The sequence below is a fragment of the Agromyces sp. NPDC057865 genome, assembly GCF_042796995.1.
GTDB lineage: Bacteria > Actinomycetota > Actinomycetes > Actinomycetales > Microbacteriaceae > Agromyces.
This window is the reverse complement of the sequence record NZ_JBHVMJ010000003.1, coordinates 571411-595287: the sequence shown is the minus strand read 5'-3', so window position 1 is coordinate 595287 and position 23877 is coordinate 571411. Positions and strand designations below refer to the sequence as shown.

General features: G+C 72.2%; 30 protein-coding genes. 11 read left to right on the top strand and 19 right to left on the bottom strand.

Features of this window, described 5'->3' with window-relative positions; all coding sequences use genetic code 11:
* Positions 1 to 2 precede the first annotated feature (2 nt).
* A complete protein-coding gene (locus ACFVN5_RS15780) occupies positions 3 to 743 on the bottom strand; it encodes an NUDIX domain-containing protein (RefSeq protein WP_376956189.1) in 741 nt (246 codons plus the stop codon).
* Between the two features lie 81 nt (positions 744 to 824).
* Between ACFVN5_RS15780 and ACFVN5_RS15775 the strand changes: the two genes are divergently transcribed.
* Positions 825 to 1634: an MBL fold metallo-hydrolase gene (locus tag ACFVN5_RS15775; RefSeq protein WP_376956188.1), complete on the top strand. Its 810-nt coding sequence runs from the start codon at positions 825 to 827 to the stop codon at positions 1632 to 1634.
* A 147-nt stretch (positions 1635 to 1781) separates the two neighbouring features.
* Here the strand turns inward: ACFVN5_RS15775 and ACFVN5_RS15770 are convergent, their stop codons facing one another.
* Positions 1782 to 2357, bottom strand: a complete 576-nt coding sequence (locus ACFVN5_RS15770; protein ID WP_376956187.1) for an NADPH-dependent F420 reductase — start codon at positions 2355 to 2357, stop codon at positions 1782 to 1784.
* A gap of 101 nt (positions 2358 to 2458) precedes the next feature.
* Here ACFVN5_RS15770 and ACFVN5_RS15765 point away from each other — a divergent pair, with 101 nt between their 5' ends.
* From ACFVN5_RS15765 to ACFVN5_RS15755, 3 genes are all read left to right on the top strand, one after another.
* On the top strand, positions 2459 to 2980 hold the full coding sequence (locus ACFVN5_RS15765; protein WP_376956186.1) for a MarR family winged helix-turn-helix transcriptional regulator: 522 nt from the start codon (positions 2459 to 2461) through the stop codon (positions 2978 to 2980).
* A 171-nt stretch (positions 2981 to 3151) separates the two neighbouring features.
* Positions 3152 to 3778 carry a ClpP family protease gene (locus tag ACFVN5_RS15760; protein WP_376956185.1) on the top strand — a complete coding sequence of 209 codons (627 nt, stop codon included), beginning with the start codon at positions 3152 to 3154 and terminating at the stop codon, positions 3776 to 3778.
* Positions 3775 to 4398, top strand: coding sequence for a ClpP family protease (locus tag ACFVN5_RS15755; RefSeq protein WP_376956184.1), 624 nt, complete (start codon positions 3775 to 3777; stop codon positions 4396 to 4398). The genes ACFVN5_RS15760 and ACFVN5_RS15755 overlap by 4 nt, the downstream gene beginning before the upstream one ends.
* On the opposite strand, the gene ACFVN5_RS15750 is transcribed toward ACFVN5_RS15755, so the two are convergent.
* The 7 genes from ACFVN5_RS15750 to ACFVN5_RS15720 all read right to left on the bottom strand — a co-directional run bounded on the left by ACFVN5_RS15750 (position 4349) and on the right by ACFVN5_RS15720 (position 10566).
* Positions 4349 to 5344, bottom strand: coding sequence for an ROK family protein (locus tag ACFVN5_RS15750; protein WP_376956183.1), 996 nt, complete (start codon positions 5342 to 5344; stop codon positions 4349 to 4351). The two genes, ACFVN5_RS15755 and ACFVN5_RS15750, sit on opposite strands and share 50 nt — an antisense overlap.
* On the bottom strand, positions 5341 to 6111 hold the full coding sequence (locus ACFVN5_RS15745) for a copper homeostasis protein CutC (RefSeq protein WP_376956182.1): 771 nt from the start codon (positions 6109 to 6111) through the stop codon (positions 5341 to 5343). The genes ACFVN5_RS15750 and ACFVN5_RS15745 overlap by 4 nt, the downstream gene beginning before the upstream one ends.
* Positions 6108 to 7121, bottom strand: coding sequence for an asparaginase (locus ACFVN5_RS15740; protein WP_376956181.1), 1014 nt, complete (start codon positions 7119 to 7121; stop codon positions 6108 to 6110). Before ACFVN5_RS15740 ends, ACFVN5_RS15745 begins: the two co-directional genes overlap by 4 nt.
* A complete protein-coding gene (locus ACFVN5_RS15735; protein WP_376956180.1) occupies positions 7121 to 8044 on the bottom strand; it encodes an amino acid ABC transporter permease in 924 nt (307 codons plus the stop codon). The genes ACFVN5_RS15740 and ACFVN5_RS15735 overlap by 1 nt, the downstream gene beginning before the upstream one ends.
* Positions 8041 to 8685 (bottom strand): amino acid ABC transporter permease, encoded by a 645-nt coding sequence (locus tag ACFVN5_RS15730; RefSeq protein WP_376956179.1) that lies wholly within the window; start codon positions 8683 to 8685, stop codon positions 8041 to 8043. The genes ACFVN5_RS15735 and ACFVN5_RS15730 overlap by 4 nt, the downstream gene beginning before the upstream one ends.
* A gap of 72 nt (positions 8686 to 8757) precedes the next feature.
* On the bottom strand, positions 8758 to 9699 hold the full coding sequence (locus ACFVN5_RS15725) for a glutamate ABC transporter substrate-binding protein (RefSeq protein ID WP_376956178.1): 942 nt from the start codon (positions 9697 to 9699) through the stop codon (positions 8758 to 8760).
* Between the two features lie 114 nt (positions 9700 to 9813).
* Entirely contained in the window at positions 9814 to 10566 is a 753-nt protein-coding gene (locus ACFVN5_RS15720) for an amino acid ABC transporter ATP-binding protein (protein WP_376956177.1), read from the bottom strand.
* Between the two features lie 171 nt (positions 10567 to 10737).
* On the opposite strand from ACFVN5_RS15720, the gene ACFVN5_RS15715 reads away from it, so the two are divergent.
* From ACFVN5_RS15715 to ACFVN5_RS15705, 3 genes are read left to right on the top strand one after another with little or no spacing between them, the layout of a single operon-like run.
* Positions 10738 to 11910 (top strand): ROK family transcriptional regulator, encoded by a 1173-nt coding sequence (locus ACFVN5_RS15715; protein ID WP_376956176.1) that lies wholly within the window; start codon positions 10738 to 10740, stop codon positions 11908 to 11910.
* Positions 11907 to 12845: a Gfo/Idh/MocA family protein gene (locus tag ACFVN5_RS15710; protein WP_376956175.1), complete on the top strand. Its 939-nt coding sequence runs from the start codon at positions 11907 to 11909 to the stop codon at positions 12843 to 12845. Before ACFVN5_RS15715 ends, ACFVN5_RS15710 begins: the two co-directional genes overlap by 4 nt.
* A gap of 52 nt (positions 12846 to 12897) precedes the next feature.
* Complete coding sequence (locus tag ACFVN5_RS15705) at positions 12898 to 13665, top strand: SDR family NAD(P)-dependent oxidoreductase (protein WP_376956174.1); 768 nt, start codon at positions 12898 to 12900, stop codon at positions 13663 to 13665.
* 32 nt (positions 13666 to 13697) lie between these two features.
* Here ACFVN5_RS15705 and ACFVN5_RS15700 read toward each other — a convergent pair whose 3' ends face one another.
* Together ACFVN5_RS15700 and ACFVN5_RS15695 are read right to left on the bottom strand one after the other, a co-directional pair.
* Positions 13698 to 14162, bottom strand: a complete 465-nt coding sequence (locus tag ACFVN5_RS15700; protein ID WP_376956173.1) for a helix-turn-helix domain-containing protein — start codon at positions 14160 to 14162, stop codon at positions 13698 to 13700.
* A 32-nt stretch (positions 14163 to 14194) separates the two neighbouring features.
* A complete protein-coding gene (locus ACFVN5_RS15695) occupies positions 14195 to 14683 on the bottom strand; it encodes a MarR family winged helix-turn-helix transcriptional regulator (protein WP_376956172.1) in 489 nt (162 codons plus the stop codon).
* Between the two features lie 105 nt (positions 14684 to 14788).
* Between ACFVN5_RS15695 and ACFVN5_RS15690 the strand changes: the two genes are divergently transcribed.
* On the top strand, positions 14789 to 15379 hold the full coding sequence (locus ACFVN5_RS15690; RefSeq protein WP_376956171.1) for an NADPH-dependent FMN reductase: 591 nt from the start codon (positions 14789 to 14791) through the stop codon (positions 15377 to 15379).
* 47 nt (positions 15380 to 15426) lie between these two features.
* On the opposite strand, the gene ACFVN5_RS15685 is transcribed toward ACFVN5_RS15690, so the two are convergent.
* Together ACFVN5_RS15685 and ACFVN5_RS15680 are read right to left on the bottom strand one after the other, a co-directional pair.
* The gene (locus tag ACFVN5_RS15685) at positions 15427 to 15729 is read right to left on the bottom strand and encodes a DUF1540 domain-containing protein (protein ID WP_376956170.1); all 303 of its coding nucleotides are present in this window, start codon (positions 15727 to 15729) and stop codon (positions 15427 to 15429) included.
* Positions 15730 to 15879: 150 nt separating this feature from the next.
* Complete coding sequence (locus tag ACFVN5_RS15680; protein ID WP_376956169.1) at positions 15880 to 16098, bottom strand: hypothetical protein; 219 nt, start codon at positions 16096 to 16098, stop codon at positions 15880 to 15882.
* Between the two features lie 288 nt (positions 16099 to 16386).
* Here ACFVN5_RS15680 and nhaA point away from each other — a divergent pair, with 288 nt between their 5' ends.
* Entirely contained in the window at positions 16387 to 18267 is a 1881-nt protein-coding gene (gene nhaA, locus ACFVN5_RS15675; RefSeq protein WP_376956168.1) for a Na+/H+ antiporter NhaA, read from the top strand.
* Between the two features lie 20 nt (positions 18268 to 18287).
* On the opposite strand, the gene ACFVN5_RS15670 is transcribed toward nhaA, so the two are convergent.
* Both ACFVN5_RS15670 and ACFVN5_RS15665 read right to left on the bottom strand, forming a co-directional pair.
* Complete coding sequence (locus tag ACFVN5_RS15670; protein ID WP_376956167.1) at positions 18288 to 18584, bottom strand: DUF4287 domain-containing protein; 297 nt, start codon at positions 18582 to 18584, stop codon at positions 18288 to 18290.
* Between the two features lie 50 nt (positions 18585 to 18634).
* A complete protein-coding gene (locus ACFVN5_RS15665; protein WP_376956166.1) occupies positions 18635 to 19345 on the bottom strand; it encodes an NAD-dependent deacylase in 711 nt (236 codons plus the stop codon).
* Between the two features lie 233 nt (positions 19346 to 19578).
* Between ACFVN5_RS15665 and ACFVN5_RS15660 the strand changes: the two genes are divergently transcribed.
* A complete protein-coding gene (locus tag ACFVN5_RS15660; protein ID WP_376956165.1) occupies positions 19579 to 20067 on the top strand; it encodes a hypothetical protein in 489 nt (162 codons plus the stop codon).
* Between the two features lie 28 nt (positions 20068 to 20095).
* On the opposite strand, the gene ACFVN5_RS15655 is transcribed toward ACFVN5_RS15660, so the two are convergent.
* Complete coding sequence (locus tag ACFVN5_RS15655; RefSeq protein ID WP_376956164.1) at positions 20096 to 20686, bottom strand: TetR/AcrR family transcriptional regulator; 591 nt, start codon at positions 20684 to 20686, stop codon at positions 20096 to 20098.
* Positions 20687 to 20812: 126 nt separating this feature from the next.
* Here ACFVN5_RS15655 and ACFVN5_RS15650 point away from each other — a divergent pair, with 126 nt between their 5' ends.
* Positions 20813 to 21640, top strand: coding sequence for an SDR family NAD(P)-dependent oxidoreductase (locus ACFVN5_RS15650; RefSeq protein ID WP_376956163.1), 828 nt, complete (start codon positions 20813 to 20815; stop codon positions 21638 to 21640).
* A 49-nt stretch (positions 21641 to 21689) separates the two neighbouring features.
* Here the strand turns inward: ACFVN5_RS15650 and ACFVN5_RS15645 are convergent, their stop codons facing one another.
* The 3 genes from ACFVN5_RS15645 to ACFVN5_RS15635 are packed head-to-tail and all read right to left on the bottom strand — an operon-like array spanning position 21690 to position 23847.
* Complete coding sequence (locus ACFVN5_RS15645) at positions 21690 to 21884, bottom strand: hypothetical protein (protein WP_376956162.1); 195 nt, start codon at positions 21882 to 21884, stop codon at positions 21690 to 21692.
* Complete coding sequence (locus tag ACFVN5_RS15640; protein WP_376956161.1) at positions 21881 to 22651, bottom strand: IclR family transcriptional regulator; 771 nt, start codon at positions 22649 to 22651, stop codon at positions 21881 to 21883. Before ACFVN5_RS15640 ends, ACFVN5_RS15645 begins: the two co-directional genes overlap by 4 nt.
* 20 nt (positions 22652 to 22671) lie before the next feature.
* Entirely contained in the window at positions 22672 to 23847 is a 1176-nt protein-coding gene (locus ACFVN5_RS15635) for an adenosylhomocysteinase (RefSeq protein ID WP_376956160.1), read from the bottom strand.
* Positions 23848 to 23877 lie beyond the last annotated feature (30 nt).

The following is a 23877-nucleotide window of genomic DNA, read 5'->3' as shown; positions in this document are numbered from 1 at the left end:
GCTCAGAACCCGGCTCCCATGGTGTTCGTGTAGATCCACGGCAGTCGGTCCATCACGAGCCGGTGCTGGGTGCCCTCGGCGTCGGGTCCCTCGTCGGGCACGGCCGGGTCGTTCTCGCGGAGGCGGCGCTCGTCGGCGTACTCGTCGTCCTCCTGCCAGATGATGGTCCGGCCGTCCTCGCTGAACCGGCTGACGTACGGCGTGATCTGCCCGGAGCGCAGCTCGGCGAGCGCCTCGTCGACCGACCTCGCGCGCTGCAGTCCGTGCAGCGTCACCCACGTCGGCGGCCACAGCGTCATCGCCCCGGCCGCGTGTCGGTCGAGCGCGTCGACGGGTCGCAGCCACTCGACCGCCATGACCTCGTCGGGCGCCGGGCGGATCTCGCCCTCGGGAACCCGAACCGCGAAGAACGTGGTGCGCAGCTGCTTCGGCGAGCCCTTCGGCGGGGTCCAGTGCGAGAAGGGGACGAGGTCCCAGCGGTCGAGCTCGAGCCCGATCTCCTCCTGCGTCTCGCGCACCGCGGCGCGCCGCGCGGCATCCTCGGTGTCGATCGGGCCGCCGAGGGCGTCGGAGTCGTCGACGGCGCCGCCCGGGAAGACCCAGGCTCCGGCGAAGGAGCCCCGATCGCGCGGGCGTTCGGCCAGGAGCACCTCCAGGCCCCGCTCGCCGTCGCGCAGCAGCACGACGGTCGCCGCCGCCCCGGGAACCTCGTCGTTCGTCAGGGATTCAAGGTCGCTGTCCATCCACCCAGACTAGGACGGTCGGGTCGGACGCGCACCGATCACTCCCGGCCGGATGCAGCCCGCGCTCGATACACTGCCGACATGCACCTGCCACGACTGCGCGGTCCCGACAGCGAGGCGGTGTCGCCGCTCGCGACCCTCGTGCGGGCGCCGAACCCGGGGCCGATGACCCTCGACGGCACGAACTCCTTCGTGCTGCGCCGACCGGGATCGGCCGGAGCGGTCGTCGTCGACCCGGGGCCCTCGATCGCCGAGCACCTCGAGCACCTCGCGAGCTTCGGCACGGTCGAGCTGGTGCTGCTCACGCACCACCACCCCGACCACAGCGAGGCGCTCCACGAGTTCGCCCGCCTCGTGGGCGCGCCCGCGCGGGCGATCAACGCGCAGTACTGCCTCGACGCCGAGCCGATCGTCGACGGCGAGCGGCTCCAGGTGGCGGGCATCGAGCTCGAGGTCGTCGCCACGCCCGGGCACACGGCCGACTCGGTGAGCTTCCACCTGCCCGGCGACGGCGACCACGGCTCAGTGCTCACGGGCGACACGATCCTCGGCCACGGCACGACGATCATCTCCGACCCCGACGGCGCCCTCGGGCCGTACCTCGAGTCGCTGCGCCGCCTGCGCACGCTCGGCGAGCGCGCGGGCGGGCCGGTCGCGGTGCTGCCCGGACACGGACCGGTGCTGCGCGACCTCGCCTCGATCGCCGACGACTACCTCGCGCACCGCGCCGAGCGCCTCGACCAGATCCGCGACGCGCTCGCGAAGCTCGGGGCCGAGGCGACGGTCGCCCAGGTGACCGACCTCGTCTACGCCGACACGGATGCCGCGGTGCGGCCCGCCGCGGAGGCATCCGTTCGAGCGCAGCTCGTGTACCTCCGCGGGCAGGCGTAGCACCGCGGCATCCGTTCGTTCGCTGGTCGAGGAGGCGCGCAGCGCCGTCCCCTCCGCGGGTCGAGGAGGCGCGCAGCGCCGTCCCCTCCGCGGGTCGAGGAGGCGCGCGGCGCCGTCTCGAGACCCGTTCGCCCGGCGGGCTCGCGACTAGGCGACGAGCGCGACGCCCGCGTTCCAGCCGACCTTCTCCTGCACGGCGAGCGTGAGCTGGAGGAAGCCGACCGACTCGAGCTCGCGAGCACGGGAGAGCGAGCCCGCGTCGACCGCGTTCACGCCGCCGGCGCGCACGATGTCGATGAGCGCCTGCTTCGCGAGGTCGTCGTCGCCGGCCACGAGCACGGTGGTCGGGTGCGCGTCGCCGACGGTCTTCGTGGCGAGCGTCGCGGCGAAGTTCGTGTTGAACGCCTTGAGCACGCGCGACTCGGGCAGCGACTTGGCGAGCTCGCTCGCGCGCGAGCCGTCGGCGGGCGCGACGAGGGAGTCGAAGGTCTCGAAGTTCAGCGGGTTCGTGATGTCGACCACGACCTTGCCCGCGAGCTCGGCGCCGCGGGCGGCCACGATCTCGTCGAGCGAGGTGTGCGGAACGGCGAGCACGACGAGGTCGCCGGTGATGGGCTCGCTCGCGTCGCGTCCGACGAACTCGACGGTGTTGCCGCCGGCCGCCACGATGCCGCCGATGGCGGTGCCCATGTTGCCGTTTCCGATGATGCTGACGGTGGTCATGTCGTCCTCCCTGCGCCCGTTGGGACGCAATTACTTGTAGGTACAACCACCATCATACGCACAATCAGTTGTCGCGTCAACCAATGCGGTAGGATGGAGTCATGGCGACCGACACGAGATGGCTGAACACCGAGGAATCGGCGGCCTGGGTGCGCCTCATCGCGCTCGCCGAGCTGCTCCCGGGTGCGCTCGACGCGCAGCTCCTGCGCGACGCCGGGCTCACCCACTTCGAGTACGTGGCCCTGATGTCGCTGGCGGATGCCCCGAACCGCACGATGCGCATGACCGAGCTCGCCTCCCGCACGAACGCGACCCTCCCCCGCCTCTCCCACGTCGCCCGGCGCCTCGAGGAGCGCGGACTCATCGAGCGCTTCCCGTGCCCTGAAGACCGCCGCGCGACGAACGCGACGATCACGCAGGCGGGCCTCGACCTGCTCGCCTCCGCCGCGCCGGGCCATGTCGACACCGTGCGTGCGAACGTCCTCGACGCGCTCTCGCCCGACCAGCTCGAGCAGCTCTACCAGATCGCGGGCGCCGTGCTCACGCGCCTCGACCCCGACGAGCGCCTCACCGCCACCTCGTGCCAGTTCAGCGAGGGTCCGGCCGCCGCCCGCATGGGGTGACGGCCGGTGGTCGAGTAGGGCCGCGCGAAGCGCGACGCGTATCGAGACCCGTCTCCATCTCGATACGCGTCCGGCTGCGCCGGGCGCTACTCGATCACCGATCCGCCGAGGGCAGTGCTGCCGAGGGCAGCGTCGAGTCCGCGGCATCCGCTCGGGTCGCAGGCTGGGGGCATGAGCGATCACGAGACCCCACCACCCGTCCAGCCCATCGACGCGGAACTCACCCGGCGCCTGTTCCACGAGCGCATCATCGTGCTCGGCGAGGAGCTCGACCAGGCCGGCGGCAACCGGCTCATCGCGCAGCTGCTCACCCTCGCGGCCGACGACCCGCGCCGGGACATCCGCTTCTGGATCAACTCGCCCGGCGGCTCGGTGCCGGCGATGCTCGCGATCATGGACGTGATGCGGGCCATCCCGAACGACGTGACCACGATCGCCGTCGGGTGGGCGGCGAGCGCGGGCCAGTTCCTGCTCACGGCGGGCACGCCGGGCAAGCGGTTCGCGCTGCCGCACGCGCGCATCCTCATGCATCAGGGTTCGGCCGGCATCGGGGGCACCGCGGTCGACGTCGAGCTGCAGGCCGACGACCTGCGGTATACACGCGACGTCGTGCTCGGCATCACCGCGGAGCTGACCGGCCAGCCGCTCGACCGCATCAACCAGGACTCGCTGCGCGACCGCTGGTACACCGCCGAGCAGGCCGTCGACTACGGCTTCATCGACCGCGTCGTGCACGGTTCGGAGGAGCTCTTCGGCAGCAGCGCACGACCCGTCGCCGGACTGCGGGTGCCGGCATGAGCACCTACACGATCCCCTACGTCGTCGAGAAGCGCGGCAACGCCGAGCGCTCGATGGACGTCTACAGCCGCCTGCTCTCCGAGCGCATCGTCTACCTCGGCACCGAGATCGACGACGGCGTCGCGAACGTGCTCATCGCCCAGTTCCTCCACCTCGCGTCGGAGTCGAGCGACGTGCCGATCAGCCTCTACCTGAACTCCCCCGGCGGCTCGCCCGGCGCGGCGCTCGCGGTCTACGACACGATGCAGCACATCCGGCCGGATGTCGCGACGACGTGCGTCGGCCAGGCCGGCGGGCCGGCCGCGGTGCTGCTCGCCGGCGGCGCGAAAGGCCAGCGCGCGATCCTCCCCCACGGCAAGGTCACCCTGCACCAGCCGTCGACGCAGGGTCGCGGCACGGTGCCCGACCTGATCCTGCACGCCGACGAGGTGCTGCGCGTGCGGGCCGAGCTCGAGGCGGCGCTCGCGGCCGACACCGGCCGCGACGTGATGACGCTGCGGCACGACACCGACCGCGACCTCATCCTGCCGGCGGCCGACGCGGTCGCCTACGGGCTCGCCGACCACGTGCTCACCGCACCGGCACCGGCGAGCGCTGGGGCGTACGCGTCGACCCGATGACGGATGCCGCGGACCACGCGTCGATGACCTCGCCGAGCCCGGCCGCGCCGAACGCGAGGATCGCGGCGCCGATGCGGCCTGCCTCGTCGGCGAGCTCGCTCGTGAGGACCTCGGGTCGTTCGCGCCACGCCAGGCCCGCGGTCATCCGCTCGGCGAGCGGCTCGAGCAGCGCGTCACCCGCGCGCGAGAACCCGCCGCCGAGCACGATGACGCCGGGGTCGAGCAGGAGGGTGAGGATGTTGAGCCCCTGGGCGAGCACGCCCACCGCCTCCGTCCAGACGCGATCGGCGATGGCGTCCGATCCGAGTCGGCCGACGATCTCGCGCGAGCTGCGTTCGCCGCCGCCGGCCGCCGCGTACCGCCTCGCGAGGCCGGCACCCGAGACGTAGACCTCGAGGCATCCGCGCTGGCCGCAGGCGCACGGCTCGCCACCGGCGATCACGGGGATATGGCCGAACTCGCCGGCGGCGCCCGTGGCCCCGGTCACGGTGCCGCCGCGGGTCACCAGGGCGGCGGCCACGCCCGTGCCGATCGGGATGAGGACGAAGTCGTCGCGACCCCGCGCCGCGCCGAAGCGCTGCTCGGCGAGTCCCGCCGACCGCACGTCGTGACCCACGGCGACCGGCAACGAGAGGGCCGACGCGAGCACGTCGAGCAGCGGCATGTCCTGCCACCCGAGGTTCGACGCGTACCGCACCACGCCGCGCGACTCATCGACCGACCCCGGCGTCACGACCGCCGCCCCGACCGGCGTCGTCGCCGCGGTCACGGCGAGATCGCGCAGTTCGGTGAAGAGCTCGACGAGGGTGATCTCGACGTCGTGCGACGGCGTCGCCACGGTGCGTCGCGCGAGCGTGCTGCCGCGCTCGTCGACGACCGCGCCCTTCATGGTGGTGCCGCCGAGATCGACCGCGAGGACGGTCCGGCGGTGATGGTCGCCGGTCATGCGCTCGCCCTCGTGAGGTCGAGGGCGGCCCGCATGCGGGCGACGAGCTCTCCCGAGGTCGCGATCCGGTGGCCGGGATCGTAGCTGCGTGCGGTCGGCGAGGCGTCGATCGTGCTGGCGAGCGCCGCGCTGGGCACCGCCGCGCCCGGACGGAGGTGGACCTCGCGGACACCGGTCGTCCGGACGAGCGCTTGGACGTGGTCGGGGCGCACCCCGCCCCCGGCGAGTACCGCGATGCGGCCGGAGGCGTGCGCGACGAGCTCGGCGAGCCGCGCGGAACCCTCGAGCGCAGAGGCGGCCCCGCCCGAGGTCAGCACCCGCTCGATGCCGAGGTCGACGAGCTGGTCGAGCGCGGCGAGCTGATCGGGCGTCTGGTCGAACGCCTTGTGGAAGGTGACCGGCACGTCTCGGGCGACCGCCACGAGGCGCTCGGTGGCCGCGCGATCGATGGTTCCGGCGGGCGTGAGCGCGCCGATGACGAACCCGAGCCGGACGTTCTCGGGGCGGGGAAGGGCACGGATCGCCCGGATGTCGGCGGCCATGGCCTCGAGCTCGGCGTTGCTGAAGACGAAGTCGCCCGGTCGCTGGCGGACGAGCACCTGCACGCCGACGTGGTGCACGCGGTCGAACACCGCGGCCACGGTACCGAGGCTCGGCGTGATGCCCCCGTCACCGAGCGCGGCGCAGAGCTCCAGACGGTCGGCTCCGGCGGCCTCGGCGACCGGGGCGCCGTCGACGTCGTCGAGGCAGACCTCGAGCAGCGTCATCGTGCGGCCGCCCGGTCGCGCAGCGCCGCGTCGAGGTCGGCACCGATGCCGACCGCGCCGACGGGGCGACCGCCGCCGAGCACCGGAACCCGCGCGAGCTCGCCCGCGCCCGAGACGTCGACGCCGAGCGCGTCGAGCACGTCGAGGGCCAGCAACGTCGTGGCCCTTGGATTGCCGTCGACGATCTTCATCGTGACGGCGGTGCCGTCGGGCGCCGCCACGCCGATCACGCCCTCCGCGCCGCCCTTGGCCAGCGCGCCGGGGACGGTCTCCATGAGCCGGGAGTTCTGGTGGCCCGCGCCGCCGACGTAGAACGGGTGCGCGCGCATCGCGGCCGCGACCCGCCCCGCCGGCGTCGCCGGGTCGGCGAGCACGAGCGCACGGAACGCCTGCGCCAGGCCCCGGACCGTGGTGTCGAAGAGCGGAGCCCCGCACCCGTCGACGGCGTCGTGCCCGACCGCGACGCCGGTGACCTCCGCCATCGTGCGGCGCACCGCCTGCTGGACCGGGTGGCCGTGGTCGAGGTAGTCGTGCGTCGACCAGCCGTTCGCGGCGGACGCGAGGAGCATCGCCGCGTGCTTGCCCGAGCAGTTCATGCGGATCGGCGTCCGTGCGGCACCGGCGCGGAGGAGTCGCTCGAAGGTCGGCTCGTCCTCGGGGCGATCCGCCGGGCAGCCCAGCGCGGACTCGTCGAGGCCGGCGCGTTCGAGCATGCCCTCGACCACACGAACGTGCTCGTCCTCGCCCGTGTGGCTGCCGGCGGCGATCGCCAGCTCGGGGCCGCGGAGGTCGGCGCCCGCGTCCAGGCACGCGAGCGCCTGCAGCGGCTTCACCGTCGAGCGCGGGAGGATGCGCGCGTCGGGCGCCCCGAGCTCGAGGAGCGTCTCCCCCCGCGGTCCGATCGCGACGATCGAGCCGAAGTGGCGGCTCTCGATCATGCCCGAGCGCTCGACGACCGCGAGCTCGGCGAGCGCGGGATCGGTCGGGTGCACGGTGGACGGGTGGGGCATCACGAGGCCTTCCTGGCGGCGCCCGAGAGGGCGGGGAGACGGGGGAGTCGGGGCATCGGCGAACCTGTGCGGTGCAGGCGGTGCTGCAGGTGCGCCGCGAGCGCGGAGAGGCTCCCGTTGACGACGAGGTAGATGAGCGTCACGACGAGGTAGGTCGGGATGAGCAGGTGGAGGTACGTCGCGAGGACCTGGCCGCGGTAGAGCAGCTCGGTGAACGCCACGATGAACCCGAGCGACGTGTCCTTCATGAGGCTGACGAGCTGCGTCACGAGCGACGGCGTCACGTTGCGCACGGCCTGCGGCAGCACCACGAGGCGCGTGGCCTGCGTGGAGCGCATGCCGAGGCTCAGCGCCGCCTCCCGCTGCCCTCGCGGCAGGCTGAGCACGCCCGCCCGGATGATCTCGGCGAACACGGCCGAGTTCGCGATGATCAGCGGGATCGCGAGCTTCCAGAGCGTGGGCACGTTGATGCCGATCTGCGGGAGTCCGAACAGCATGAGGTAGATCACGAGCAGCACGGGCACCGTGCGGGCGATCTCGATGTACGCGCCGCTCAGGCCGCGGACCCAGGGGCGGTGGCTCATGCGTCCGAATGCGAGCACGACGCCGAGGGCCGCACCGAGCACCGCGACCACCACGGTCGCCTCGAGCGTGCCGAGGAGACCGACGAACAGGTACTGCCAGACGGCGGGATCGGTGAAGGGGACCCACTTCTCGGCGTCGAGCTGCCCGTGGGAGGCGAACTGCCACAGTCCGAGGCCCACGACGATGGCGAACACCACGCAGCTCACGATGGAGCCGATGAGGTGGCGGCGCTTCGCGAGCGGACCGGGCTCGTCGTAGAGGAACGCGGCCGCGTACCGGGGTGCCCGGTCCTGGCGGCGGACGGCCGTCGGGCGGTCGGGGATCAGCTGGGCGGTCATCGGACGATCGCCACCTTTCGTTCGACCCGGCCGGCGGCGAGGCCGATGACGAGCGCGATGCCCATGTAGATGACGCCGGCGCTCGAGAAGATGAGGATCGGCTGGGCGGCCACGAGGTTGATCTTGTTCACGGCGGCCGTCAGCTCGACGACGCCGACCGCGGCGGCGAGTGCCGTGTTCATGGCGAGGGCGATCATGACGTTGCCGATCGGCTGCACGACCGCGCGGAGCGCCTGGGGAAGGACCACGAGTCGCAGCGACTGCGCGAGCGTGAGTCCGAGCGCTCGGGACGCCTCGAGCTGCCCGACGGCGACCGTGTTCACGCCGCTGCGCACGGCCTCGGCGACGTAGGCGGCCTCGTACACGATGAGCACGATGATCGCGGTCGGCGTGAGCGGGAGCATGAGCCCGGCATCGGGCAGGGCGAACACCGCGAGCAGGAGGAGGGCGAGCAGCGGCACGTTGATGAAGAACTGCACATACCCGAAGGCGGCGACGCGCAGCGCGCGGATGGGGCTCACCCGGGCCACGGTGACGAGCACGCCCAGCAGGATGGAGCCGACCCCGGCGACGACGGCCATCATCAGGGTCGTGCCGAGCGCCTCGAGCACGAGGCCGAGGTTGTCGATGAGGGGATTCATGAGCACTCACTGGCGCGGTGCGCCGGTCGGAGCGGGTGCGGCGTGCCGGTCGGCGCGCCGCACCCGCGTCGATCAGGAACCGGGGACGGAGCCGATCTCGGGCGCCGTGGGGACGTCGGAGTCGGTGACGGTGCCGAGGGTCGTCTTCCAGGCCTCGGCCCAGTGACCGCTCTTCTGGATCGACAGCAGCCAGTCGTTGACGAACGACTTGAAGTCGTCGTCGCCGTGCTTGAGGCCGATGCCGTAGGGCTCCTTCGTGAAGGGCGTCCCGACGACCTTCAGCGAGGAGTCGTTCGCGGCGTTGCTCGCGAGCAGCGTGTAGTCCTGCACGTACGCGTCGCCGCGGCCCTGGAGGAGTGCCTGCACGGCGGCCGGGTCCGTCGCGAACGCGGTGACGTTGGCCGTGGGCGCCTGCTCGGGCACGGCGGTGACGGCGGGCGTGTTCGCACCGACGATGACCTCCTTGCCGTCGAGGTCCTCGATGCCCGTGATGTCGTCGTTGTCGCTCTTGACCGCGACGGCCAGGCCCGACTCGAAGTAGGGACCCGCGAAGGAGACCTGCTCGGCGCGCTCGGGCGTGATCGTGTACGTGTTGAACACGACGTCGACGGTGTCGTTCTGGAGCATCGCCTCGCGGGTCTCGGTGGCCGGCGGGACGATCTCGACGTTCGGCTCGCCGAGGATGTAGATCGCGAGGAGCTTGGCGAGGTCTGCGTCGAAGCCCTCGACGCTGTCGGGGTCGGTCGGGTTCTGCTGGGAGAGCAGCGGCGCGTCGAGCGCCTCGGCGACGACGAGCTTGCCGCGCTCCTTGATCCGCTCCATCGTCGAGCCCGGCAGGATCAGGTCGTCGGCGGCGATCGGCGCGTCGGCGAACACGGAGTTCGTCTCGGCCGAGGCATCCGCGTCGTTCTCGTCGCCCGGCAGGCTCGTGGTGCTCGAGCACGCGGTGAGGGCGAGGGCTGCGGCGGCCAGTGCGGCGCCGGCGACAGCCTTTCGTCGTGTGATCCGGAACATGGGTAGTGCGTCCTTCCTCTGGGGTGGTCGGGGTGGTGAAGGTCTCGGGCGACCCCGCGGGGTCGGTCCGACCGGGGGGTCAGTGCGAAAGCAGGGGTCGGTGGGATAACGGGGTCAGTGCGACAGCACGGAGGCCAGGAACGAACGTGCGCGCTCGGAGTCGGGCGCATCGAAGAACCGGTCGGGGGCCGCCTCCTCGACGATCTGCCCCTGGTCCATGAAGACGACGCGGTCGGCGGCTCGGCGCGCGAAGCCCATCTCGTGGGTGACGACGATCATCGTCATGCCCTCCGCGGCGAGCGAGGTCATCACGTCGAGCACCTCGCCGACCATCTCGGGGTCGAGCGCCGAGGTCGGCTCGTCGAAGAGCATGACCTTGGGACGCATCGCGAGCGCGCGCGCGATCGCGGCACGCTGCTGCTGTCCGCCGGAGAGCTGGGCGGGCAGGTGTCCGGCCTTGTCGGCGATGCCGACGCGCTCGAGCAGTTCCATCGCCTCCCGCTTCGCCTCGGCCTTCGGCACGCGGCGGACGTTGACGGGCGCCAGCGTGACGTTCTCGAGCACCGTGCGGTGCGCGAACAGGTTGAACGACTGGAACACCATGCCGACGTCGGCGCGCAGCGAGGCGAGGGCCGGGCCCTCGACGGGGAGGAGCTCGCCGTCGACGCGGATCTCGCCCGCGTCGATGGACTCGAGTCGATTGATCGACCGGCACAGCGTCGACTTGCCGGAGCCCGACGGGCCGACCACGACGACGACCTCGCTCGCCTGCACGGTCAGGTCGATGTGCTTGAGCACGTGCAGGTCGCCGAAGTACTTGTCGACACCCCGCAGGCTGACCATGGGCCGGGGCTCCGTTGCTGGCATCTTTCCTCGCATCATCGTCGGGTTGTTGCGGCGAGCGTACTAACATCCTCTCAAAGGTGCAAGTATGCATTTTCTTCATCCAGTTTTGGATGAATGGACGTGCAGTAGTCTCGGACGCACCACTCAGCGTCGAGGACTCGGCGTCACACGTGGAGGAAGGGATCCGGGGCGATGAACGGCTCGAACGACGTGCTTCGGCATCAGGCCTCGGCCGGCGCCATGCTCGGTCTCATCCGCAGCGGGCAGGCGCGCTCTCGCGCCGAGATCGCCCGCGTCACCGGATTGTCGCCCACGACGGTGGCGCAACGCGTCGACGTGCTCATCGATGCGGGCTACGTGCGCGAGGCGGGCATGGGTGTCTCACAGGGCGGTCGCCGTCCGCGCGCACTCGAGGTCGACCCGTCGACCGGCGTCGTGTGCGCCGTCGACCTCGGCTCGCAGCATGCGACCTTCGGACTCCTCGACCTCTCGGGCCGGCTCATCGCCACGCATCGCGAACGCATCGACATCGCCGAGGGCGTCGAGCCGATCCTCACCTGGATGGTCGGCGTCGCCGACGCCCTCGTCGCGGAGCACGCCGAGCCGGGGCAGCGCCTGCGCGGATACGGCATCGGGGTGCCGGGGCCGGTCGACTCCCGCACCGGGACGCTGGTGTCGCCCTCGCGCATGCCGGGATGGAACGGGGTCGATGTCGCCGCCGCGGTGTCCGACCTCACGGGGCTCCCCACCGTCGTCGACAACGACGCGAACCTCATGGCGCTCGGCGAGCACGGGCTCGATCGGAGCGTCGCCGACCTCGTCTTCGTGAAGGTCGGTTCGAGCATCGGCTGCGGCGTCATCGCGTCGGGCTCGCTGCACCATGGCCACCACGGCATGGCGGGCGACATCAGCCACGTCACCGTCCCCGACGCGCCGCCCGTGCTGTGCTCATGCGGGCGCACCGGATGCCTCGACGCCGTCGCCGGGGGCCGAGCGATCGTCCGCGCGCTCCGCGACGCCGGCGTGCAGGTCGAGAGCGTCGACGACGTCCTCGCGCTCGCGAGGGACGCGCATCCCCTCGCGACCAGGATGCTCCGCGAGGCCGGCACCCGGGTCGGGCGCGTCCTCGCGACGATCATGAACTTCTTCAACCCGCAGCGGCTCGTCCTCGGCGGCATCCTCGGCGAGGCCGAGGCGTTCGTCGCGGGCGTGCGGTCGGCGATCTACCTCGAGTGCCTCCCGATGATCACCGACGAGCTCGACATCGTCGTAAGCCAGGCGAAGGAGCACGCCGGCATCCTCGGGGCCGGGGGCCTCGTGCTCGACCGGATCTTCGACGTGCACGAGCTCGAACCGGCGCGATGACGGCGCACCGCATCGCCATCGTCGGCGCGGGGCGCATGGCGCAGGCGCACGCCGGCGCCTGGAGCCGGGCCGGGCTCGGCGACGCGATCGCGTACGTCGTGTCGCCCCGGACCCGGCCGCAGCTCGACGCGGCGCCGCACGCCCGCTGGGTGACGCGGCTCGAGGACGTGCTCGCCGACGCGGAGGTCGACCTCCTCTCGGTGTGCACGCCGACCCCGTCCCATGCCGAGATCGCGATCGAGGCGCTCAGCCACGGGCGGAACGTGCTGCTCGAGAAGCCCATCGCGCTGACCGTGGCCGACGCCGAGGCGGTCGCCGAGGCCGCCCGTCGCAGCACGGGCGTGCTGATGGTCGCGCACGTCGTCCGGTTCATGCGCCAGTACGCGGAGCTCGCCGACCGGGTCGCCGACGGGTCGGTCGGCCCGGTTCGCGCGGTCCGCGCCGCCCGGCTCTCGTCGAGTCCGCCCGGCGGATCGTGGTTCGACGACGAGCGACGCTCGGGCGGGATCCTCGTCGACTTCGCCATCCACGACTTCGACCAGGCCAACCTGCTGCTCGGCACCCCGGTCGCGGTGCGCAGCGTCGGGACCGGGGAGCGCGCCGGCGACTTCGGCGCTCCGGTCGCGACGACGGTGGAGTACGCCAACGGCGGTGTCGCCCAGGTCCTGAGCGTCGCCGACCTGCCCTCCGATTCCGAGTTCCGCAGCGGGCTCGATGTCGTCGGAACGTCGGGCACCGACGCGGTCGACGCATCGGATGCCGCACAGCCGTCCGACGACCCGTTCCTCACGCAGGCCCGGTACTTCCTGGAGTGCGTGGAGACCAAAGCCGAGCCCGACCGGTGCCCGACGGAGGCCGCGATCGCGGCCCTCCGCGTCGCGCTCGCCGCCCGCACGTCGCTCGCGTCGGACGCGCGAGTCCCGCTCGTCGACTGAGGCCGAGGGCCCAGGTCCCGAACCACTCAGTCCCGAACCAGAGGAGTCCCGAATGAACGCACTCGACACCTTCTCCCTGCGCGGGAAGACCGCGCTCGTCACCGGCGGCAGTCGCGGGCTCGGCCGGGCCATGGCGCAGGCGCTCGGCGAAGCCGGAGCCGCCGTCGCGGTCACGGCCACGACCTCGGATGCCGCGGACCGCGCCGCCCACGAGCTCGCCGAGGCCGGCATCCGCGCGTACGGCGTTCGACTCGAGGTCTCCGACGTCGACGACGTCGAGCGCGCGGTCGCCGAGGTGGAGGACGAGTTCGGCGCGATCGACGTGCTGGTGAACAACGCGGGGATCGGCATCGGCGGCGCGGCGTTCGACGCGCCCGACGAGGTGTGGCGCGACGTCATGTCGGTCAACGTCGACGGCGTCTGGTACTGCAGCCGTGCCGTCGCCCGCCGCATGGCCGAGCGCGGCGGCGGCACGATCGTGAACATCGGATCGATGTCCGCGCAGATCGTGAACCAGACGCGGTGGCAGGTCTCGTACCTCACCTCGAAGGCCGCCGTGCACCACCTGACCGAGGGACTCGCGGCCGAGTGGGCGCCGTACGGCATCCGGGTCAACGCGATCGCACCCGGCTACTTCCTCACGGAGATGTCGCCCGTCGACCGGCCCGAGTTCACGCCCCACGTCGTCGACCCGGCGCCGATGAAGCGCTACGGGCTCCCCCACGAGCTCGGGCCCGTCGCGATCTTCCTCGCCAGCGACGCGTCGAGCTTCATGACCGGCTGGATCGTCAAGGTCGACGGCGGCTTCACCCTCTTCTAGGGCGAGGGCTTCCCGGGCGAGGCGCCGTCGTGCTACGCGGCGAGGAGGAAGACGTCGGCGGGCGCTGCGAGGGTGGCGCCGGCGAGCACGATCGTGCCCGCGGCATCCGTACCGGTGAGGTCGAGCGGATGCCCCGGCACCACGCCGGCGCGGAACGCGAACGATGCCTCGACGAGCAGGCGCTCGCGGCGCTCGGCCTCCCGACGTTCGACATCGAGCCGCGCGCCGAGGCGCTCCCCGACCCGGTGCACGACGTCGAACAGCTCGAGCCCGAGCGCGTCGGCGACCGACCCGAGGATCTCGGACGACGGCTCCTTGCGCCCCCGCTCGATCTCCGAGAGGTACTGCGGCGAGACGCCCGCGGCGGCGGCCACCTCGGTGAGGATCCGCTCCTGGACGAGGCGCTCCTCGCGCAGCACCTCGCCGAGCACGTGCCGCCAGAGCGGCTTCGACGCGCGCGGGCCGGTCGCCCGCGAGAACTCCACGACCTTGCCCATGTGCCGAGGCTAATCGCGGGCCGCGGCGGGCGTCAGGCCGATCCGCTCAGAGCAGAATCGGATGCCGCCTCGTCGAGCCGCTCGAGCACGCGCTCGGACGCCCGCGCCATCGCCCGCTTCTCGTCGGGAGCGAGCGCGTCGAGGAACAGGCTCCGGATCGACGCCGCGTGGTCGCGCAGCGCGTGCAGCAGCGTGCGCCGCCCGTCGCGGGTGAGCACGACCCACGAGCCGCGCCCATCGGTGACGCACTCGGCGCGTTCGACGAGCCCGCGCGCGGCCATGCGCGTGAGCTGGTGCGAGAGCCGGCTCTTCTCCCAGCCGAGCGCCTCGCCGAGCGCACCCGGACGGAGCCGCCGGTCGGGCGCGTCGAACAGCGTGAGCAGCACCGAGTAGTCGGCCTGCGAGATGCCCGCGTCGCGCTGGAGGCGGCCGTCGAGCTCGCGCATGAGGTCGCGGTGCATCGTGAGGAAGCCGCGCCAGAGCGCCCAGTCGGCCTCGTCGATCTCGGACACCACGGACATGACGCCAGCCTACCCGAGATTTGGTTGACATGTCATCTTCTTGGGTTATGATGACGCGTCAACCATTGTGCTGACACGTCAACTACTTCCCGGAAGGACCTCTCCATGACCGCAGTCAGGATCGGCATCATCATCGGCAGCACGCGACCCGGTCGCGTCGGCGACCAGGTCGCCAAGTGGGTGCTCGAGCACGCCGCCGGGCGCAGCGACGCCGAGTTCGAGCTCGTCGACCTCGCCGACTTCGCGCTGCCGCACCTCGACGAGGCCGTGCCGCCGAGCATGGGCCAGTACGCGCAGGCGCACACGAAGGCCTGGGCCGAGAAGGTCGACTCGTTCGACGGGTACATCTTCGTGACCCCCGAGTACAACCACTCCACCTCGGGCGCCCTCAAGAACGCGCTCGACTTCGTCTACGGCGAGTGGAACGACAAGGCCGCCGGGCTCGTCAGCTACGGTGCAGCGGGCGGTACCCGTGCCGCCGAGCACCTGCGCCTGATCCTCGGCGAGCTGCAGGTCGCCGACGTCCGCCAGCAGGTGTCGTTCTCCCTCATGACCGACTTCGAGCAGTACGTGAACTTCACGCCCGCCGCCTACCACCAGGGCATGCTGGCGACCCAGCTCGACCAGCTCGTGCCGTGGGCCGCGGCGCTCAGGGGCGTGCGCGAGTCGCGCGCCGAGCTCGCCCGCGCGGCGTAGTCCGAGTCACGGGTCAGCCGGTCGCGGGCGCGTGCTCGTCGAGCCGGTCAGGCGGGCTGGTAGGTCAGGCAGTCGGCGTCGTCGGCGCCGGGTCCGATGCGCACGGATGCCGCGGTGCACTCGAGCGAGTCGTTGTGGATGCACTCGGCGCGCTGGCAGGCGCCGACGTGGCTGACCACCTTGTCGAGGCCGCCCTTCGTGCCGAGCGGGATGAAGGTCGCGCACTCGGCGTCGCCGACCGCACCGCCGATCGTGACCGCGGCCGCGTGGCAGTGCGAGTGGTCGTTGTACGAGCAGCCGCTCACCGAACACTCGGCGACGGCGGGCAGTTCGTCGAGCGTCATGCTCATGGTGACCTCCTGAGGCGGTTCCGACCGTGCGTTACGGGCGATGCTAGCCCTCCACGGCCGACTCCCGCAGTACCCCCGGCGGTCTTTTTCGCAGATCAGCCGCTATTTCTTTGTTAGGTTTGCCTCACCTATGCCGCGGCTGCGGCGCGGTCATGCAGGCGGGTTCTCGGGGTCGAGCGTCTCGATCGTGTCCTCCTCGACCGGGTTGTCGGCGTCGAGCTGGTCGGCGTCGGGGCCGGGCTGGTCGTCGTCGGTCATGAGGTCGCTCGCGGCGTTCCGCTGGCCGACCTCGGTGTCCTCCGGCCGGCCGGTGTCGGGCGTGTGCTCGGTCGGACCGTGTCGCTCGGCGTGGTCTCGCGGGTCGGTCATGGTGCACCCTCCTCCATCGATGCACCCAGCGTCCGACCCGCCGCCGCGTGCGGTCAACGGGTTGACGCTGGGGTCGCACGGATGCCGCTGCCGGGTCAACTGTGCACAGGCACTGGTCCCGACGGGACTCCTCTTGCCAGAATGGGCGGGAACCCCGGAGGTGCGCCATGGATGTGGAAACCGTGCTCTGGTCGATCCTCGGCCTCATCGGCGCCGTGGGCGGCGTCCTGCTCCTTGCGGCCCTCTGGTCGCTGATCCGCGCGCCACGGTAGTCACGGCCCGCACCGCATGACGACCCCCGGCGTCAGCGCCACCACCGTCGCGTCGGTGCGACGCGCCCTGAAGAAGGGCGGCACGACGGACCGCAGCGCCGCGATGCTCCTGCTGCTCGGCACCGTGATCGCGATCGTCTGGGCGAACTCGCCGTGGGGCTCGACGTACGAGGAGTTCTGGCAGACCCCGATCCAGGTGACGATCGGGTCCTTCTCCGCCCAGCTCACCCTGCACCAGCTCGTCAACGACGGGCTCATGGCGTTCTTCTTCTTCATCGTCGGCCTCGAGGTGAAGCGCGAGTTCACGATCGGCGAGCTCACCGATCGCTCGCGCGCCGCGGTCCCGGTGATCGCGGCCATCGCGGGGCTCATCCTGCCGGCGTTGATCTTCCTGATGCTCAACGCGAACACCGGCCAGGCCGACGCGTGGGGTGTCGTGATCTCGACCGACACCGCGTTCCTGCTCGGGGCGCTCGCCATCATCGGGCCGAAGTTCCCGGCTCGCCTGCGCACGTTCCTGCTGACCCTCGCCGTGGTCGACGACATCGGCGCGCTCGTCGTCATCGCGGTGTTCTACAACCACGGCCTGCACGTCGTGCCGCTCGCGATCGTCGCGGTGCTGCTCGTGCTGCTCGCCCTCGTGCGGTTCCTGCCCGCGGGCCGCGGCCCGGCGTACACGGTGCTCGGCTTCGCGCTGTGGCTCGCGGTCGCCGCCGCCGGCGTTCACCCCACCCTCGCAGGCGTGGCCGTCGCGCTGCTCATCCCCGTGTTCCCGCCGCAGCGCAACGAGGTCGAGCGGGCCGCGGAGCTCACGCGCGCGTTCCGGGAGTCGCCGAACACGGCCTACGCGCGCGCCGCCACCCGCAGCCTGCGCGATTCGATCTCGATCAACGAGCGGCTCCAGTCGGCGTGGGCGCCGTACATCGACTTCCTCGTGCTGCCGATCTTCGCGCTCGCGAACGCCGGTGTGCGCCTCGACCCCGAGACGTTGAGCGCCGCGGTGTCGTCACCGCTCACGTGGGGCATCATCGCCGGCCTCGTGATCGGCAAGTTCGTCGGCATCACGGGTGCGACCGCGCTGGTGCGGATGCTGCGGCTCGGCCGCCTGGCTCCGGGCCTCACGATGCCCCGCATCGCGGGCGGCGCGGCGCTGTCGGGCATCGGGTTCACGATCGCGCTGTTCATCGTCGGGCTCGCGATCGAGGACCAGGAGACGCAGGACCTCGCGCGCGTGGGCGTGCTCGCGGCATCCGTCATCTCGTTCGCACTGGGCTGGGCGATCTTCGTCGTCGGCGACCGCCTGCGCCCGCCCGTGCCCATCGGCAAGGTCCTCGTGCGGCCGTTCGATCCAGAGCGCGACCACTTCCGCGGCCGGCCCGACGCCCCGTTCCAGATCACCGAGTACGGTGACTTCGAGTGCCCCTTCTGCAGTCGCGCGACGGGGTCGATCGACGCGGTCATCGAGCACTTCGGCGACGACGTGCGGTGGGTGTGGCGGCACCTGCCCCTCGAGACCGTGCACTCGCACGCGAAGGAGGCGGCGCAGGCGTACGAGGCCGCGGCCCTGCAGGGGAAGTTCATCGAGATGGCGCGCACGCTCTTCGCGAACCAGGACGAGCTCACGACCGACGATCTCTTCGAGTACGCGCGGCAGCTCGAGCTCGACATGGAGAAGTTCGCCGCCGACCTGCGCTCCCCCGCAGTGATCCGGCGCGTCGAGGACGACCAGCTCGACGCCGAGATGATGGACCTGCACTCGACGCCGACGTTCTTCATCGGCGGCAAGCGGCACATGGGGCCGTGGGACTCGGCGTCGCTGATCCGCGCGCTCGAGGCGGGCCGTCCGGCACCCGAGCCGGAGCGCGAGCGCGAGTCCCGACCGGATGCCGCGGGCTGACGCCCGCCGGTCCGCCCGCGTTACGCGTTGCCCGGGTTCGTCGCCCTGCCGTCGAGCCAGAGCGTGTCGCTCGCGTCGCTGTGCGTGCCGCCCGAGTCGACGTGCTTCGCGTCGATCGTCGGGCCCTTCTTGATGACGTGCACGAGCGCCATGGCGTGGCCGCGCCCGAGGTCGTAGTCGGCCTTCAGCCAGTCGACGATGACGCCCGCCTTGACCGACGGGTCGTCGTAGCCCTTCTCGTGCGCGAGCTCGATGAACTGCCGCGGCGTGAGCCCCGTCTTCTCCTCGATGTTGTCGAGATACGCCTGGAACGACATGCTGCCCCTTCTCGTCGCCCGCTGCGGTGCGGCGACGGTCCCTCGCGAGTCTAGGACGGGCGTCCGTCACTCGGCGCCGCCACCACCTCGTCGACCCAGGCGGGCACCTCGAGGCTCGCCGGGCCGTGCCGCACCTCGTCGAACAGCGGGGTGATCTCGCTCGCCGCGAGGTTGAGCTCGACGGTGCGCGCGCCCCACTCGGCGGCGGTCATCACGAAGCCCGCGGCTGGGTACACCGCGCCCGACGTGCCGATCGCGGCGAACACGTCGCAGGCGAGCAGCGCCTCGTCGATCGCGTCGAGCTCGTACGGCATCTCGCCGAACCACACGACGTCGGGTCGCAGCATCCGCCGACCGCAGACCGGGCACGGCGGCCGCTCGACGAGGTCGGCCGTGACGGGCGTGCGCGCGCCGCAGTTCGCGCACAGCGCGGTGAGCAGGTCACCGTGCATGTGGACGACGCGCTGCGAGCCCGCTCGTTCGTGCAGGTCGTCGATGTTCTGCGTGACGACGAGCAGGTCGTCGCCCAGCGTGCGCTCGAGCCTGGCGAGCGCGTCGTGCGCCGGGTTCGGCTCGACCTGGGCGACGGCGTGCCGCCGCAGGTCGTAGAAGCGCTGCACCGTGTCGGGATCGCGCTCGAACGCCTCGGGCGTCGCGACGTCCTCGACGCGGTGCCCCTCCCAGAGCCCGCCCGCGTCGCGGAACGTCGGCACGCCGCTCTCCGCCGAGATGCCGGCGCCCGTGAGCACGACGAGTCGCATGGTCCATTGAACCGCGCCGCTCCCCCGTGCCGCATCCGTCGGCCTCCTCGATGTACGACCACGGGCGTACCGCAGGTGACTCCGGCGAGCGGATGCCCCGCCGCCGCACCCCGGGCATCGTGGAGGTCATGTCCACCGCCACGCGCACCGCTCCGCCGAGTCCGGCAGGGTCCCGAACCGCCCCGGCGAGGCCGGCCGCACCGCGCCCCGGGGCGGGGGCCCGCGTCATCCGGATGCCGCTGCCGACCCGCGTACGGAAGCTCCTCCTGCTCGTCCACATCGCGGCCGCCGGCGTCTGGCTCGGCCTCGACCTCGTGCTCGGGATCCTGGTCGGGACGGCCCTGCTCGGCGACCCGACCGGCGCCGGCGCGGCGGCCGCGACCATGGCCGCGGTCGCCACCTGGCCGCTCGTCGTGGTCGGACTGCTCACGCTCGCGACCGGCGTGCTGCTCGGGCTCGGCACGAAGTACGGGCTCGTCCGCTACTGGTGGGTGCTCGTGAAGCTCGTCGTGAACATCGTGCTGGTGACCCTCGTGGTGCTCGTGCTGTGGCCCGGCGTCACGGCCGTCGGCGAGGCCGGACGGGTGGCACTGGCCGACGGCGGCGCTCCGGCGATGCCCGCGACGCTCGTCTTCCCACCGATCGTGTCGTCGACCGCCCTCGTCGTGGCGATGACGCTCTCGGTGTTCAAGCCCTGGGGTCGGACGCGTCGAGCCGGGTAGGTCGCCGTGCCGGCGGTGCCGGAGTTCGTCAGGCGCGAATGGCGCGGAGCAGCACGTCGACCGTGGCCTCGGTCGCGTCCTCGACCGACACGCCGTCGAGCAGGTCGCCCGTCGCGAGCGCCGCGACGCCGTGCACGCTCGCGAACGCGACGAGCGCGTACCGCTCGGGATCGCCGGGCACGATCGCGCCGGCCGCCTGCGCCGCGGCGATGAGGTCCACAGCGGCGCGCATGCTGCCGCGACCGGCCTCGAGGAGGGCGTCGCTCGCGTCGGCCTCGTGCTTCACGGTGTACATGAGTCCGAGCAGGGCCGCGTTGTCGACGGCGAACGTCACGTAGGCCGTCGCGACGGCGCGGAAGCGCTCGTCGAACGAGCCCGGCGTCGCGGCGGCATCCGCCATGACGCGGTTCAGGCGCTCGAACCCGTCGAGCGCGAGCGCGTCGAGCAGCGCGCGCCTGTCGCGGAAGTGCCGCGCGGGCGCGGCGTGGCTCACGTTCGCGTCGCGCGCGAGCTGCCGCAGCGAGAGGGCGTCGACGCCCGACCGCTGCACCGTGCGCTCGGCGAGATCGAGCAGCGTCTCGCGCAGGTTCTCGCGGTGGTAGCTGGTCGTGACGGTCACGGATCGAGTCTATCCGCAATGTAGGCATTGACAACATGCCACGCCCGAACGCATGATGTTGTCACTGACTACATCAACGGCCGCACGGCCCGTCTCGCAGATGACGTTCGAACGAGGATATCCCCGATGACCCGCAACCACGTCGGCACCACCGCCATCGTCACCGGAGGGAGCTCGGGCATCGGTGCCGAGTTCGCCCGCACGCTCGCCGACCGCGGCGCGAACCTCGTGCTCGTCGCCCGTCGCGAGGAGCGCCTCGTCGCCCTCGCCGACGAACTGGCCGAGGCGCACGGCGTCGACGTGCCCACGCTCGGCCTCGACCTCTCGGAGGACGGCGCGACCGACGGGCTCGTGGCGTTCGTACGCGAGCGCGGCCTGACCGTCGACTCGCTCGTGAACAACGCGGGCTTCGGCATGCACGGCGCCTTCGCGCAGGCCGACGCCGCGCGCATCGACGAGCAGGTGCGACTCAACGTCGGCGCGCTCGTCTCGCTTACGCGCGCGTTCCTCCCCGAGATGACCGCGTCGGGACGCGGCATCCTCGTGAACGTCGCGAGCACCGCGGCGTTCCAGCCGGTGCCGTCGATGGCCGTCTACGGCGCGACCAAGGCGTTCGTCCTGAGCTTCACCGAGGCCGTCGCCTGGGAGACGCGCGAGACCGGACTGCGCGTCACGGCACTCTGCCCCGGCGCGACCCGCACCGAGTTCTTCGAGGTCGTCGGCACCGAGGAGGCGCGCGTCGGCGACTACCAGACGCCGGCCGAGGTCGTCTCGACGGCGATGCGCGCCCTCGACGCCCGGCGCACGGCGCCTTCGGTCGTCTCGGGGCGCGGCAACCGAATGAGCGCCGTCTTCGCGCGCATCATGCCGCGCTCGATCGTGCTGCCGATCACGGCGCGGGTCATGGCGAGCGAGCGGATGCCCCACCGCGAGGTCGCGCACGCGTCGAGCTGACGCCGTCCGAACCGACACCCGCCAGGCCGTCGCGCGCCCGGCGCCGCGCTCAGCGCTCGATCTCGCGCCGGTCGTCGGACGGACGCACGAGCGCCCGGAGCACGAAGAACACGATCACCGCGACGACCGCCACGATCGCGAGCTTGCCGATGAACCACAGCAGGCTGAACAGCAGGTCCACGACGAACCACGCGATGATGACGGCGACGATCACGCCGATGACGGTCCAGACGGTGCGGCTCACCCTTCGAGGCTACCTGCCGCGACCGGCATCCCGCCGAGTCGCGCCGAGATCTCCGCAGCCGTCGCTCGTGCCGCCGCCACGACCTCGTCGAGTCCGACCGCGCTGTACGACGTCGCGACGTACGGCACGGTGAGCGCCGCGACCGTGTGGCCGCGCCGGTCGGTGATCGCGACCGCGACATCCGTCACGCCCGCCTGCAGCCGGTCGGGCCGGGCGAGCCAGCCGTCGTCGAGCTGCGCGGCCTCGCCGGGTTCGAGCGCGGTGGACGTCGCGGCATCGGTGCCCGCGGCCAGCACCGCACCCGTCGCGGTCGACTCGAGCGGGAAGCGCGCGCCGACCCGCACGTGGTAGCCGAAGTCGGCGGGCGACTCCGCCTGCGCGACGATGCGCACGGCGCCGGCGTCGTCGATCCCGAGGTTGCACGACTGGCGCACCTGGTCGGCGAGCCCGCGCATCGGGCCCGTGGCGAGCTGCACGAGCCCGCGCAGCGGCGGGTGCCGGTGCGCGAGGTCGAACAGCGCCATCGAGAGCACGTAGCGGCCCGACCGGTCGTCGCGCGTGAGGTAGCCGCGCCGCTCGAGCGTCGCGAGCACGCGGTAGATCTGGCTCACGTTCCGGCCGACGCGCTCGGCGATCTCGGTCTGCGTGAGTCCGCCCGCCTCCCCCGCGAGGAGCTCGAGGATGTCGAGCGCCTTGTCGAGGGCGGGGGCGGAGTAGTCCGTGCCGCGTTCGGTGCGTTCGGTGCGTTCGGTGCTGCGCTCGGCCATCGGATGCCCCGTCGCGGCCGTCAGCGGTCGGCGCCGAGCGCGCGCACGAACCGGCGGGCGATCTCGCGCTCGAGGTCGTCGGGCACGGGCTGCGCCCCGGGCACGAGCGTGGACGCGGCGGTCGCGACGCGTTCGAGCGAGAGCGACTGGAGCAGGAACCCGAGGTCCATGGCCTCGAGCGAGTTGCCCTTCGGCTCGCGGCCCGCCAGGTTCACCATGCGTCCGCCGGCGAGCAGGATCACGTGCCGCCCGTCGGGCAGGTCGATGCGCTCGATCGCGGCGTCGAGCTCGGTGACCTCGGTCGCGCGGGCGGAGAGCGACTCGACGTCGATCTCCCATGGGAAGTGGCCCGCGTTCGCGAGCACCGCGCCGTCGGGCATGCGATCCACGATGTCGTCGGTGATGATGCCCGGATGCCCCGTGGCGGTGATGAAGAATTCGCCCCACTCGGCGAGCTCGCCGAGGTCGGCGACCCGGTAGCCGTCGAGCGCGGCCTCGAACGCCTTGAGCTCGTCGATCTCGGCGACGGCGACGCGGCCCCCGAACGCGCGGAGGTACTGCGCGATGCCGCGCCCGCACCAGCCGTAGCCCGCGACCACGAACCGGCGCCCCGGGATCATGAGGTTCGTGATGCGCATGATGCTCTCGACGACCGACTGGCCGACCCCGTGCCGGTTCTCGCCGATCGCCTTCAGCGCGCTGTCGTTGATGACGATGGTCGGGAACGGGATGCGGCCCGCGAGCTCCGCCCGCAGCCGGATGCCGCCGCTCGTCGTCTCCTCGGTGCCGCCCACCACGCCGTCGGCGAGGCCGGCGGCCACGATGCCGGCGGCGAGATCGGCGCCGTTGTCGAGCAGGATGTCGGGCCGCGCCTCGATCACGGATGCGACGTTCGCCTCGTGCTGGGCGAGCGTGTCGTCGCGCGCGCCGAACACGGTCATGCCCTGGCCGCGCAGGAACGCCACGACGTCGTCCTGCGTGGAGCCGTGGTTGCCGGTCGCGACGATCTCGGCGCCGCCCGCGGCGAGCACCTCGAGCAGCACGGCCGTCTTCGGCTCGACGTGCAGCGACATCCCCACACGGCGGCCGTCGAAGGGCCGGCGCTCGGCGAACTCGTCGCGCACCGCGGCGAGCAGCGGCATCCGCGACCTGATCCATCGGGTGCGCGCGGCACCGCGTTCGACGAGCTCCGACATCAGCGTGACCTGACTTTCATATATGAATGC